The sequence below is a fragment of the Salmonella sp. 32120201201600049SM genome, from assembly GCF_017572835.1.
Classification (GTDB): Bacteria; Pseudomonadota; Gammaproteobacteria; order Enterobacterales; family Enterobacteriaceae; genus Salmonella; species Salmonella enterica.
Genome location: NZ_JAGESA010000022.1, coordinates 1 through 13699 on the forward strand (window position 1 = coordinate 1; position 13699 = coordinate 13699).

12 protein-coding genes and 1 riboswitch are annotated in these 13699 nt (G+C 53.5%); of the genes, 9 read left to right on the forward strand and 3 right to left on the reverse strand.

The genetic code is table 11. The features are described from left to right. Positions 1-12 precede the first annotated feature (12 nt). A complete protein-coding gene (locus J4650_RS22425; RefSeq protein WP_023994022.1) occupies positions 13-999 on the forward strand; it encodes an IS110 family transposase in 987 nt (328 codons plus the stop codon). 65 nt (positions 1000-1064) lie between these two features. Here J4650_RS22425 and argE read toward each other — a convergent pair whose 3' ends face one another. Next, positions 1065-2216 (reverse strand): acetylornithine deacetylase, encoded by a 1152-nt coding sequence (gene argE, locus J4650_RS22430; protein WP_000800208.1) that lies wholly within the window; start codon positions 2214-2216, stop codon positions 1065-1067. Between the two features lie 88 nt (positions 2217-2304). Between argE and argC the strand changes: the two genes are divergently transcribed. The 4 genes from argC (at position 2305) to oxyR (ending at position 6788) form a co-directional block, all read left to right on the forward strand. Next, positions 2305-3309 (forward strand): N-acetyl-gamma-glutamyl-phosphate reductase, encoded by a 1005-nt coding sequence (gene argC / locus J4650_RS22435; protein ID WP_000935339.1) that lies wholly within the window; start codon positions 2305-2307, stop codon positions 3307-3309. Between the two features lie 7 nt (positions 3310-3316). Beyond that, a complete protein-coding gene (gene argB, locus J4650_RS22440) occupies positions 3317-4093 on the forward strand; it encodes an acetylglutamate kinase (RefSeq protein WP_001575262.1) in 777 nt (258 codons plus the stop codon). Positions 4094-4209: 116 nt separating this feature from the next. Further along, positions 4210-5586 carry an argininosuccinate lyase gene (argH, locus tag J4650_RS22445; RefSeq protein ID WP_001230054.1) on the forward strand — a complete coding sequence of 459 codons (1377 nt, stop codon included), beginning with the start codon at positions 4210-4212 and terminating at the stop codon, positions 5584-5586. Between the two features lie 284 nt (positions 5587-5870). Then, a complete protein-coding gene (gene oxyR, locus J4650_RS22450; RefSeq protein WP_001025919.1) occupies positions 5871-6788 on the forward strand; it encodes a DNA-binding transcriptional regulator OxyR in 918 nt (305 codons plus the stop codon). Here oxyR and sthA read toward each other — a convergent pair. Then, positions 6771-8171 carry a Si-specific NAD(P)(+) transhydrogenase gene (gene sthA / locus J4650_RS22455; protein ID WP_001120791.1) on the reverse strand — a complete coding sequence of 467 codons (1401 nt, stop codon included), beginning with the start codon at positions 8169-8171 and terminating at the stop codon, positions 6771-6773. The genes oxyR and sthA overlap by 18 nt on opposite strands. Positions 8172-8369: 198 nt before the next feature. On the opposite strand from sthA, the gene fabR reads away from it, so the two are divergent. Next, positions 8370-9005: an HTH-type transcriptional repressor FabR gene (gene fabR / locus J4650_RS22460; protein ID WP_000971958.1), complete on the forward strand. Its 636-nt coding sequence runs from the start codon at positions 8370-8372 to the stop codon at positions 9003-9005. A 15-nt stretch (positions 9006-9020) separates the two neighbouring features. Continuing rightward, the gene (locus J4650_RS22465; RefSeq protein WP_000813838.1) at positions 9021-9380 is read left to right on the forward strand and encodes a YijD family membrane protein; all 360 of its coding nucleotides are present in this window, start codon (positions 9021-9023) and stop codon (positions 9378-9380) included. A gap of 46 nt (positions 9381-9426) precedes the next feature. Here J4650_RS22465 and trmA read toward each other — a convergent pair whose 3' ends face one another. Then, entirely contained in the window at positions 9427-10527 is a 1101-nt protein-coding gene (gene trmA, locus J4650_RS22470) for a tRNA (uridine(54)-C5)-methyltransferase TrmA (protein ID WP_000186971.1), read from the reverse strand. Between the two features lie 114 nt (positions 10528-10641). Beyond that, positions 10642-10835: riboswitch (cobalamin riboswitch) on the forward strand. 65 nt (positions 10836-10900) lie between these two features. Between trmA and btuB the strand changes: the two genes are divergently transcribed. Together btuB and murI are read left to right on the forward strand one after the other, a co-directional pair. Beyond that, positions 10901-12745 carry a TonB-dependent vitamin B12 receptor BtuB gene (gene btuB, locus J4650_RS22475; RefSeq protein WP_000591403.1) on the forward strand — a complete coding sequence of 615 codons (1845 nt, stop codon included), beginning with the start codon at positions 10901-10903 and terminating at the stop codon, positions 12743-12745. Then, on the forward strand, positions 12690-13541 hold the full coding sequence (gene murI, locus J4650_RS22480) for a glutamate racemase (RefSeq protein WP_000201804.1): 852 nt from the start codon (positions 12690-12692) through the stop codon (positions 13539-13541). The genes btuB and murI overlap by 56 nt, the downstream gene beginning before the upstream one ends. Positions 13542-13699: the final 158 nt, after the last annotated feature.

Consider the following 13699-nt stretch of genomic DNA (forward strand, 5'->3'; position numbering starts at 1 on the left):
AGGAGGTGTTCTGTGTGTACTCTCGGTATTGATGTCAGTAAAAATAAAATCGATCTTTGTCTGCTTACTGCCGGCCCCGGCGGTAAAAAAAAGCACAAGGTTCTGACTAACGAACCCGCCGTTGCCCATAAAGTTATCGACTGGCTGAACGCACAAAGATGTGTTCCTGAAAGCGTGACTGTCGTACTGGAAGCGACGGGTATTTACCATGAAAATCTGGCGTATGGCCTGCATGAGGCCGGTGTCAGCGTCTGCATGGCCAACCCCTGTCGTGTCCGCGAATTTGCCCACGGGATGGATATCCTCAACAAGAATGATGCTGTCGATGCCTTCGTGCTGGCCTGTTATGGCGAGCTGAAGCCCCCGGCTGTCTGGGTTCCTCCTTCGCCTGAAGTACGTAAGCTGAGGGCATTGCTGCGCCAGCGGGATGCGCTGAGAGAGGATGTACAGCGTACGGTGAACCGGCTGGAAAAAGCGAATTCCACATCCACACCACAGGAGGTCATCCGTTCACTTGAGCGAACAAAGAGCTGGCTGAACGAGGAACTGGCCCGGATAGAGAAGCTGATAACCGATCATACGGATAACGATCCGGGGCTGAAGGCTGATCTCGATTTACTGAAATCAATCAAGGGAGTGAAAGATCAGGTCGGGCGGGAGATGCTGGCGTTGCTAAAAGACGGGACGTTCAAAAGCGCCTCACAGGTGGCGGCCTATCTGGGACTGACACCGGTAGAGAAAACGTCGGGGAGCTCAGTGCGTGGCAGACCACATATGTCAAAAACAGGACCGTCAGGAGTGCGGGCTAAGCTGTACGTTGCAGCGCTGACCGCGAGCCGCTGGAACAAACAGGCGAAGGCTATCTATGAAAGGCTGGTCGCAAAGGGCAAGGCGAAGAAAGCCGCGCTGGGAGCTGTGATGCGCAAACTGGTACATTTATGCTTCGGCGTGTTGAAAACGCGGCTTCCGTGGGATGAAAATTATGTAGCTACCGCTTGACGTTCAAGACGGTAGCTACAAGACGGGGGAGGCCCGGTAAACATCACGTCACCGGGCAATATGCATTAATGCCAGCAAAAATGGTGTACTACCTGGGTAATCAATTCCCGGGTTGGCTTAATAAAACGCGTTTCGAGATATTCATCCGGCTGATGCGCCTGATTAATTGAGCCCGGACCAAGCACCAGCGTTGGGCATAATGTCTGCATAAACGGCGCTTCAGTACAGTAGTTCACCACGTCGGTTTTTGTTCCCAACAGTTTTTCTACTACTTCAACCAGTTGGTGGTCCGGTGGACACTCGTAACCTGGAATCGGCGGATGTAATTCCGCCACCGTCAGGCGGCCCGGCCAGCGTTCGCTTACCGGGGCCAGCGCGTCGTTAAGCAGTCCATTAAGGTCGTTTAACGTCATGCCCGGCAGTGGACGAATATCCATATGCAATTCGCAGCAGGCGCAGATACGGTTTGAGGCATCGCCGCCGTGAATATGGCCCAGATTCAGCGTTGGATACGGAACGGTAAACGCCTCGTAGTGATACCGCGCTTTCAGCGAGTCACGCAGTTGCATGATATGGCCAATCGCATCGTGCATCAGTTCAATGGCGTTAACCCCACGCGCCGGGTCGCTGGAATGACCGGACTGCCCCAGGACGCGAACGACATTAGAGATATGCCCTTTGTGCGCGCGTATCGGTTGCAACGACGTCGGTTCGCCAATGATCGCGCAGTCCGGACGTAATGCCGTGGTTTCGGAAAAATAACGCGCCCCCGCCATGCTGGTCTCTTCATCGGCGGTCGCCAGAATGTAGAGCGGCTTTTTCAACTTTGTGACGTCAACGTCACGTAGCGCGTCCAGAATAAAAGCGAAGAAGCCTTTCATATCCGCAGTGCCCAGACCATAGAGCTTATTGTCGTGCTCGGTCAGCGTGAACGGGTCGCGCGTCCAGCGTCCGTCATCAAAGGGAACCGTGTCGGTATGGCCGGTCAGCAGCAAACCGCCCGCGCCATGTCCGGTGCTGGCGAGCATATTAAATTTGTTTCGCGTTCCTGGAACCGGTTGAACCTCTACGTTGAAACCAAGATCGCTGAACCAGCCTGCAAGCAAAGTGATTAAAGACGCATTACTTTGATCCAGGGATTCTTCGGTTGCGCTTATCGACGGTGTGGCAATCAAAGCGCGGTAAATCTCGATAAATGGCGGTAAAACGTTTTTCATTGTTGACACACCTCAGGTCATGATAGTATCAATATTCATGCATTAATTATGAATAAAAATACATTAACGTTGAGCATAAAGGAACCCGATGTTGAATACGCTGATTGTAGGCGCTAGCGGTTATGCGGGCGCAGAGCTTGTAAGCTACGTAAATCGCCACCCACATATGACCATAACCGCTTTGACCGTCTCAGCGCAAAGCAATGATGCAGGAAAGTTAATTTCTGATTTACATCCGCAGTTAAAAGGGATTGTCGACCTGCCATTGCAACCGATGTCGGATGTACGTGACTTTAGCGCAGATGTTGATGTGGTGTTCCTGGCGACAGCGCATGAAGTGAGCCACGATCTGGCGCCGCAATTTTTACAGGCCGGATGCGTCGTATTCGATCTTTCCGGCGCGTTTCGGGTAAACGATCGCGCCTTCTATGAAAAGTATTACGGATTTACTCATCAGTATCCTGAGCTGCTGGAGCAGGCGGTGTACGGTCTGGCGGAGTGGAATGTCGATAAACTGAACACGGCGAATCTGATTGCGGTTCCTGGTTGCTATCCAACCGCAGCGCAGTTGTCGCTAAAACCGCTGATTGACGGCGGGCTTCTGGATCTGACGCAGTGGCCGGTAATTAATGCCACCAGCGGGGTGAGCGGCGCGGGGCGCAAAGCGGCAATTTCGAACAGTTTCTGTGAAGTGAGTCTGCAACCGTATGGCGTGTTTACGCATCGTCATCAGCCGGAAATCGCTGCCCATCTGGGCGCGGAGGTCATCTTCACCCCGCATCTGGGGAATTTCCCGCGCGGGATTCTGGAAACCATTACCTGCCGCCTGAAAGCGGGAGTAACCCATGCGCAGGTCGCCGACGTGTTGCAAAAAGCCTATGGCGACAAACCGCTGGTGCGCCTGTATGACAAAGGCGTTCCGGCGTTAAAGAATGTCGTCGGGCTGCCGTTCTGCGATATTGGTTTTGCCGTCCAGGGCGAACATCTGATTGTGGTGGCAGCCGAAGACAACTTGTTGAAAGGCGCAGCGGCGCAGGCGGTGCAGTGCGCTAATATTCGTTTTGGCTTCGCTGAAACGCAGTCTCTTATTTAAGGGTGAAATGATGAATCCATTAATTATCAAGCTGGGTGGCGTATTACTGGATAGCGAAGAGGCTCTGGAACGTCTTTTTACCGCGTTGGTCAACTATCGTGAGTCCCATCAGCGTCCGTTGGTGATTGTTCACGGCGGCGGTTGCGTGGTGGATGAGCTGATGAAAGGGCTTAATTTGCCAGTGAAAAAGAAAGACGGCCTGCGCGTGACGCCTGCCGATCAGATTGGCATCATTACCGGCGCGCTGGCGGGAACCGCTAACAAAACTCTGCTGGCCTGGGCGAAGAAACACCATATCGCCTCTGTTGGTCTGTTTCTGGGCGATGGCGACAGCGTAAACGTGACTCAACTCGATGAAGCGTTAGGCCACGTCGGGCTGGCGCAGCCGGGGTCGCCGAAGCTGATTAACATGCTGCTGGAAAACGGCTTTCTGCCGGTGGTCAGCTCCATTGGCGTAACAGACGACGGTCAACTGATGAACGTCAACGCCGATCAGGCGGCAACCGCGCTGGCGGCGACGCTGGGGGCCGATCTGATCCTGCTTTCCGACGTGAGCGGTATTCTGGACGGCAAAGGCCAGCGTATCGCCGAAATGACGGCGTCCAAAGCCGAGCAGCTTATCGACCAGGGCATTATTACCGACGGGATGATTGTGAAAGTGAATGCGGCTCTCGATGCTGCGCGGGCGCTGGGGCGCCCGGTGGATATCGCTTCCTGGCGTCATGCGGAGCAACTGCCTGCACTGTTTAACGGCACGCCGATTGGCACGCGTATTCTGGCTTAAGTATTTGTTCGCCCGATGGCGGCTGCGCCTTATCGGGCCTGCGTGAACAGAAATTATAGGCCGGATAAGCGTAGCGCCATCCGGCAGTGAAATTCGAAGAATTAAGGAAGTCTATTATGGCACTTTGGGGTGGGCGTTTTACACAGGCGGCAGACCAGCGGTTTAAACAATTCAATGATTCGTTGCGCTTCGATTACCGTCTGGCGGAGCAGGATATTGTCGGTTCTGTGGCCTGGTCCAAAGCATTGGTCACGGTAGGTGTACTGACTGCCGATGAGCAACGACAGTTGGAAGAAGCGCTGAACGTGCTGCTGGAAGAGGTTCGCGCGAATCCGCAGCAAATCCTGCAAAGCGATGCGGAAGATATCCATAGCTGGGTGGAAGGTAAGCTCATCGACAAAGTGGGTCAGTTGGGTAAAAAGCTGCACACCGGACGCAGCCGTAACGATCAGGTGGCGACGGACCTGAAACTGTGGTGCAAAGAGACGGTGAGGGAACTGCTCACCGCTAACCGTCAGCTACAGAGCGCGCTGGTGGAAACCGCGCAGGCGAACCAGGACGCGGTAATGCCGGGATATACCCATCTGCAACGCGCGCAGCCAGTGACTTTCGCCCACTGGTGTCTCGCGTATGTTGAAATGCTGGCGCGCGATGAAAGCCGCCTGCAGGACACGCTTAAACGTCTGGACGTGAGTCCGCTAGGCTGCGGCGCGTTGGCGGGAACGGCCTATGAAATTGACCGTGAACAATTGGCAGGCTGGCTGGGCTTTACGTCTGCGACCCGCAACAGCCTGGACAGCGTGTCCGATCGTGACCACGTACTGGAACTGCTTTCTGATGCGGCTATCGGCATGGTGCATCTGTCACGTTTCGCGGAAGATCTGATTTTCTTTAATTCTGGTGAAGCGGGCTTTGTAGAGCTTTCTGACCGCGTGACTTCCGGTTCATCGTTAATGCCGCAGAAGAAAAACCCGGACGCGCTGGAGCTGATTCGCGGTAAATGCGGTCGCGTACAAGGGGCGCTAACCGGCATGATGATGACTTTAAAAGGTCTGCCGCTGGCGTATAACAAAGATATGCAGGAAGACAAAGAAGGGCTGTTCGATGCGCTCGATACCTGGCTTGACTGCCTACATATGGCGGCGTTGGTGCTGGACGGTATTCAGGTGAAACGCCCACGTTGTCAGGACGCGGCGCAACAGGGGTATGCCAACGCCACGGAGCTGGCGGATTACCTGGTCGCGAAAGGCGTGCCGTTCCGCGAAGCGCACCATATTGTCGGCGAAGCTGTGGTAGAAGCTATTCGCCAGGGTAAGCCGCTGGAAGCGTTGCCGCTGGCCGATTTACAGAAATTCAGCCGCGTGATTGGCGACGATGTGTATCCGATATTGTCTTTGCAGTCGTGTCTGGATAAACGGGCGGCAAAAGGCGGCGTTTCTCCGCAGCAGGTGGCGCAGGCCATCGACGATGCCAGGGCGCGCCTCGCGTTATAGGCCTTATAAGCGTAGCGCCATCAGGCAATACTGCCCGGCCGAGCATCAGCGACGCCGGGCTTTTTTACGCAAAAAAAAAGCGGACCAGAGGTCCGCAAAAGTTCACGTTGGCTTTAGTTATTTCGGGTTCGAGAGATACCCTCTAAACGGGCGGTGTCTTCAAGGGTTAAACGAGAAACCGCTCCGTTCTGTGATGTATTATTAATCAGAAAGGTTGATAGGGATAATCGTTCGTTGCTATGCTACCTATCGCCATGAACTATCGTGGCGACGGAGGATGAATAATGAATATTCGTGATCTTGAATATCTGGTGGCGTTAGCCGAACATCGCCATTTCCGGCGAGCGGCGGACTCCTGTCACGTCAGCCAGCCAACCCTTAGCGGGCAAATACGCAAGCTGGAAGATGAGCTGGGCGTTATGCTGCTGGAGCGTACGAGCCGTAAGGTGCTGTTTACCCAGGCGGGCTTACTGCTGGTGGATCAGGCGCGTACCGTACTGCGTGAGGTCAAGGTGCTCAAGGAGATGGCAAGCCAACAAGGCGAGACGATGTCCGGCCCGCTGCATATTGGTTTAATCCCAACAATTGGTCCCTATTTGCTGCCGCTTATCATTCCAATGTTGCACCAGACTTTCCCGAAGCTGGAAATGTATCTGCATGAGGCGCAAACGCATCAGTTGTTAGCGCAACTCGATAGCGGCAAGCTTGACTGCGCTATTCTGGCGCTGGTGAAAGAGAGCGAGGCGTTTATCGAAGTGCCGCTGTTTGATGAGCCCATGATGCTGGCTATTTATGAGGATCATCCGTGGGCGAATCGCGATCGCGTGCCGATGTCCGATCTGGCGGGCGAGAAATTGCTGATGCTGGAAGATGGCCACTGTCTGCGCGATCAGGCGATGGGGTTCTGTTTTGAAGCGGGAGCGGATGAAGATACCCATTTCCGGGCGACCAGTCTGGAAACGCTGCGCAACATGGTGGCGGCGGGCAGTGGTATTACACTACTCCCCGCGCTGGCCGTACCGCAGGAGCGTAAGCGCGACGGCGTGGTTTATCTGCCATGCATTAAGCCGGAGCCGCGTCGTACCGTGGGGCTGGTTTATCGCCCGGGATCGCCGCTGCGTAGCCGTTATGAGCAACTGGCAGAGGCCATCCGTGGCGCAATGGATGGCCATTTCGACAAGGCGTTAAAACAGGCGGTTTAAGCCGTTCAACGCCGCAACCCGATAAGCTTCCGCCATGGTTGGGTAGTTAAAGGTGGTGTTAACGAAGTATTCGATGGTGTTACCGCCACCTTTCTGCTCCATGATCGCCTGGCCGATATGAATAATTTCGGCGGCGCGTTCGCCAAAGCAGTGAATCCCCAGAATTTCTTTGGTTTCGCGGTGGAAGAGAATTTTTAGCGTGCCGACGTTCATGCCGACGATTTGCGCTCGCGCCAGATGCTTAAACTGCGCGCGGCCCACTTCGTAAGGCACTTTCATTGCCGTTAACTGCTGCTCGGTTTTGCCGACAGAACTGATTTCCGGAATGGTATAAATCCCGGTGGGGATATCTTCGATAAGATGCGCGGTCGCTTCGCCTTTCACCAGCGCCTGCGCTGCAATACGCCCCTGATCGTAGGCGGCGGAGGCCAGACTGGGATAGCCAATCACGTCGCCCACCGCATAGACGTGCGGCAGGGCGGTCTGGTACATACTGTTGACTTTGAGCTGTCCACGGCTGTCTGTTTCCAGACCAATATTCTCCAGCGCCAGCGAATCGGTGTTACCGGTACGGCCATTAGCATAGAGCAGGCAGTCAGCCTTCAGTTTTTTGCCGGATTTCAGGTGCATGATGACGCCATCATCGCAGCCTTCGATTTTCTCATACTCTTCATTGTGGCGAATAACCACGCCGCTATTCCAGAAATGGTAAGAGAGAGAGTCGGACATCTCCTGATCGAGAAAGGCCAGCAGGCGATCGCGGGTGTTGATCAGATCCACTTTCACATCCATACCGCGGAAGATGGACGCATATTCGCAGCCGATAACGCCAGCGCCGTAAATAATAACGTGGCGCGGTTCATGGTGGAGACTCAGGATTGAGTCGCTGTCATAAATGCGCGGATGCGAGAAATCCACATCACTGGGATGGTAAGGACGCGAACCACAGGCAATAACAAATTTTTCTGCCGTCAGGGTTTCAACCGTGCCGTCATGGCATTCCAGCGCCAGGGTATGTTCGTCAATAAAATGGGCGTTGCCCTGCAAGATTTCACAGTGGTTACGCTCATAAAACCCCTGACGCATACGCGTTTGTTGATTAATCACGTTATCGGCATGATTAAGGATGTCGGCGAAAGAAGAACGAAGGAGACGGGAGTGGTCGCTATAGAGCGGGTTTTGATTAAATTCAATAATGCGGCTGACGGCGTGGCGAAGGGCTTTGGATGGGATGGTGCCCCAGTGGGTACATCCGCCGCCAACGTTATGATAACGCTCAATCACCGCGACGCGTGCTCCTTGCTTAACCAGACCCATTGCAGCGCCTTCACCGCCGGGGCCTGACCCTATGACGACTGCATCATAATCCCAGGAATGTGGCATGGTATTACTCACCTGTTTTTATACATAAAATAAACACGATGATAACATTTGCCCAGCTTTAACCCAATTATCGTTGTGCTTTTTTGCGAAGCCGGAGCACAAACTGTCTGTAAACAATCATTCACAATCCAGTGTGAACCCGTTACTTTTATTCTCTGGTATAGTGCCGAATAAGGCATATGGAAGGATTCAGACATTGTGATGGGTGTTAGAGCGCAACAAAAAGAAAAAACCCGGCGTTCGCTGGTGGAAGCCGCATTCAGCCAACTGAGCGCTGAGCGGAGTTTCGCCAGCCTGAGTTTGCGTGAGGTGGCGCGTGAAGCGGGCATTGCGCCAACGTCGTTTTACCGTCATTTTCGCGATGTCGATGAACTCGGTCTGACGATGGTGGATGAAAGCGGTCTGATGCTGCGTCAGTTGATGCGTCAGGCGCGACAGCGCATCGCGAAAGGCGGCAGCGTCATTCGCACGTCGGTCTCCACATTTATGGAGTTTATCGGCAACAACCCCAACGCCTTCCGTCTGTTGTTGCGCGAGCGTTCCGGCACTTCAGCGGCGTTTCGTGCCGCCGTCGCGCGGGAGATTCAGCATTTTATTGCGGAACTTGCCGACTATCTGGAACTCGAAAACCATATGCCGCGCGCGTTTACTGAAGCCCAGGCCGAAGCGATGGTGACTATTGTCTTTAGCGCGGGCGCAGAGGCGTTGGACATCGGCGCTGAACAGCGTCGGCAATTAGAAGAGCGGCTGGTATTGCAACTGCGCATGATTGCGAAAGGGGCGTATTACTGGTATCGCCGTGAGCAAGAGAAAATAGCACATCATTCCGAATAACGTGAAGGACGAGTAATGAAACAGTCAGGTCAAGATAAAGGTACGCTGTTGCTGGCGCTCATCGCTGGCTTATCGATTAACGGCACATTCGCGGCGCTGTTTAGCGCTATTGTGCCGTTCTCCGTATTCCCGGTTATCTCGCTGGTGCTGACGGTATATTGCCTGCATCAGCGCTACCAAAATCGTACTATGCCGGTAGGTTTGCCGGGGTTGGCCGCCGCTTGTTTCATTCTTGGCGTTTTACTGTATAGCACCGTCGTGCGTGCAGAATACCCGGATATTGGCTCTAATTTCTTCCCGGCGGTGCTGTCGGTGATTCTGGTATTCTGGATTGGCTTTAAACTGCGTAACCGCAAGCAGGACACCGCGGAATAGTGTGCGAATGCCGGATGGCGGTATAACCGGCCATCCGACGTACATTTTACCTTGCGGTGAGTAATACCCCGCATTCCATATGATGTGTATACGGGAACTGATCGAATAGCGCCAGGCGAGACACCGTGTGCGTCTGGCTTAACGTTTCCAGGTTTTTGCACAACGTTTCCGGATTGCAGGAAATGTACAGAATACGTGGATAAGCCTGCACCATTTTTTCCGTTTCGCTGTCCAGACCGCTGCGCGGCGGATCGACAAAAATGGTTTCGCACTGATAGCCCTTCAGGTCGATCCCCTGCAGGCGGTTAAACTCACGAACGCCATTCATCGCCTGGGTAAACTCTTCCGCCGCCATGCGAATAATTTGCACATTATCAATATGATTAGCGGCAATATTGTACTGTGCGGCAGCGACGGACGGTTTGGCGATTTCGGTTGCCAGCACGCGGTTAAAATTGCGCGCCAGCGCTAAAGAAAAATTGCCGTTGCCGCAATACAACTCAAGCAGATCGCCTTTTGAGTCTTTCGTCACCTCCAGCGCCCACTCTAACATCTGAATATTCATGGCGGCGTTTGGCTGCGTAAAGCTGTTTTCGACCTGGCGGTAGATCATCTCTTTACCTGCCACAGGCAGACGCTCATCAATATAATCCTGATCCAATTCGATTTTGGTTTTAGTGGCCCGGCCAATCAGGTGTACGTTCAGACCTTGCGCGCGTAAAGCATCGCGTAACGCAGTGGCAGCTTCACGCCACTCTTCGTCCAGCTTCTTATGGTACAGCAACGACACTACCGCCTGGTTGCTCAAGGTCGTGAGATAATCCATCTGGAACAGCTTATGCCGCAGTGCATGATTATCGCGCACGCCGGCAATCATCGCCTTCATTAAGGTATTAATCAGTTGGCTGGCCGCCGGGAAGGTGTCAACGCGAATCCGGCTTTTGGTCTGCTGATCAAACATAATGTGGTACAGGTCATCGCCGTCATGCCACAGGCGAAATTCCGCACGCATACGATAGTGACTGACCGGCGAGCGAAATACTTCCGGAACCAGGTCAGAAAACGGCGCCATCATACTCTGCAAGCGCGCCACTTTTTCGGCTAGCTGCGCCTCATACTGTTCTGTCGGAAGATGTTCGGGGGTCATATCGCATCCTGAATAATAAAAGTACGCGGGGATTGTAGGGATTGCTCAGTGGATGTCCAGCTATTGATGATTTCTGATTTGTGATGCGCGGTCTGGACAGGGTGTTGTGACAGACGGTAGCATCCGTGGGCCGGTCCTGTGAGTTAATAGGGAATCCAGTGAAAATCTGGAGCTGACGCGCAGCGGTAAGGAAAGGTGAGATGAGAGCGTAAGCAGACACTGCCTCCGGCGGGAAGTCATCATTTCTGCTATCCAGCCAACGGATAACCCTCCAAGCCCGAAGACCTGCCGGCTAACGTCGCATCTGGTTTTTCATCATCGCGTACTATCGATGAAGCCTGCGGCATCCTTCTTATATTGTGGATGCTTTACAATGATTAAAAAAGCTACGCTGCTGACGGCGTTCTCCGTCACGGCCTTTTCCGCTTGGGCGCAGGACACTAGCCCGGATACCCTGGTTGTCACCGCCAACCGTTTTCAGCAGCCGCGCAGCGCGGTTCTGGCGCCCGTTACCATCGTGACGCGTCAGGATATTGAACGCTGGCAATCGACCTCCGTAAATGATGTTCTGCGCCGTTTGCCTGGCGTCGATATTGCGCAGAGCGGCGGCGCCGGACAAAACTCCTCCATTTTCATTCGCGGCACCAACTCCAGCCATGTACTGGTATTGATTGACGGCGTGCGTCTGAATTTAGCAGGCGTGAGCGGGTCCGCCGATCTCAGCCAGTTCCCGGTGTCGCTGGTACAGCGCATTGAATATATTCGTGGTCCGCGTTCCGCTATTTATGGTTCCGATGCTATCGGCGGCGTAGTGAATATCATTACGACGCGCGATAACCCAGGCACAGAATTAACCGCTGGATGGGGAAGCAATAGCTACCAGAATTACGACATCTCGACGCAACAGCAACTTGGCGAAAACACGCGGGCGACGTTGATCGGCGATTACGAATACACCAAAGGGTTTGACGTGGTAGCGAAAGGCGGTACCGGGATGCAGGCGCAGCCTGACCGGGACGGCTTTTTGAGTAAAACGCTTTATGGCGCGTTAGAGCATACTTTTTCTGATCGCTGGAGCGGATTCGTGCGTGGTTATGGCTATGATAACCGTACCGATTACGACGCCTATTACTCGCCGGGCTCGCCGCTGATTGATACACGCAAACTTTATAGCCAAAGCTGGGACGCCGGGCTGCGCTTTAATGGCGAACGTATTCAGTCTCAGCTGGTTTCAAGCTATAGCCACAGTAAAGATTACAACTATGATCCGCACTATGGCCGGTATGATACCTCCGCCACGCTGGATGAGATGAAACAGTACAATGTTCAATGGACCAACAGTGTGGTCGTGGGGCACGGTAATGTTGGGGCGGGCGTAGACTGGCAGAAACAGACTACCACGCCAGGTACCGGCTATGTGCCCGAGGGATATGACCAGCGTAATACCGGGGTTTACCTGACAGGATTACAACAGTTGGGTGACTTCACTCTGGAAGCGGCGGCGCGCAGTGATGACAACTCCCAGTTTGGTCGTCATGGTACATGGCAAACCAGCGCGGGATGGGAGTTTATAGAAGGTTATCGCTTTATTGCCTCCTACGGAACCTCCTACAAAGCGCCTAATTTGGGCCAACTGTATGGTTATTACGGTAATCCGAACCTGAATCCTGAAAAGAGTAAACAGTGGGAAGGCGCATTTGAAGGGCTAACCGCTGGCGTCAGCTGGCGTATTTCAGGTTATCGTAACGATATTAATGACATGATCGATTATGACGATCATCTGCAAAAATATTACAACGAAGGTAAGGCGCGCATTAAAGGTATTGAGGCGACGGCGAATTTCGATACCGGACCGTTAACGCATACGGTCAGTTACGATTACGTTGATGCGCGTAATGCGATTACCGATACGCCATTACCGCGGCGTTCCAAACAGATGGCAAAATATCAACTTGACTGGGACGTTTACGATTTTGACTGGGGGGTGACATATCAATACCTTGGTTCCCGCTATGATTCGGATTACTCCGCTTACCCATACCGGACAGTAAAAATGGGCGGCGTCAGTTTATGGGATCTTACGGTTGCATATCCGGTCACCTCACATCTGACAGTTCGTGGTAAAATAGCCAACCTGTTCGACAAAGATTACGAGACAGTTTATGGCTACCAAACTGCAGGACGAGAATACACCTTGTCTGGCAGCTACACCTTCTGAACCACGTCCCACCGTGCTGGTATTTGATTCCGGCGTCGGTGGATTGTCGGTCTATGATGAGATTCGGCGGCTCCTGCCGGATCTCCACTATATATATGCTTTCGATAACGTGGCTTTCCCCTACGGGGAAAAGAGCGAAACGTTTATCGTCGAGCGCGTTGTCGAGATTGTGACTGCGGTACAGCAGCGCTATCCCCTTTCACTGGCGGTGATTGCCTGTAATACCGCCAGTACGGTCTCACTTCCCGCATTACGTGAAAAGTTTGCCTTCCCGGTGGTGGGCGTTGTGCCTGCGATTAAACCAGCGGCGCGGCTGACCGCAAATGGCGTCGTCGGGCTACTGGCGACGAGAGCCACGGTCAAACGTCCTTATACTCACGAGCTGATTGCGCGCTTCGCCAATGAATGTCAGATAGCGATGTTGGGGTCGGCAGAACTGGTGGAACTGGCGGAAGCTAAATTACATGGCGATTCGGTATCGCTGGAAGAACTGCGCCGCATATTACGCCCATGGCTACGAATGCCGGAGCCGCCTGACACGGTCGTTCTGGGGTGTACGCATTTCCCTCTATTACGGGACGAGCTTTTGCAAGTCCTGCCCGAAGGGACGCGGTTAGTGGATTCCGGCGCGGCGATAGCGCGTCGTACAGCCTGGCTGTTGGAACATGAAGCGCCGGATGCGAAATCAACCGATGCCAATATTGCTTATTGCATGGCAATGACGCCAGGAGCTGAACAATTATTACCCGTTTTACAGCGTTATGGCTTTGAAACGCTCGAAAAACTGGCGGTTTAATGGCGTTTTGGGTAAATACCAGGCACTTGAGAAATTATTTTAAATTTCCTCTTGTCAGGCAGAAATAACTCCCTATAATGCGCCACCACTGACACGGAACAACGGCACACAGGCCGCCGGGTCAGCGGGGTTCAGACCAGAACCTCACGGAGAAAAGC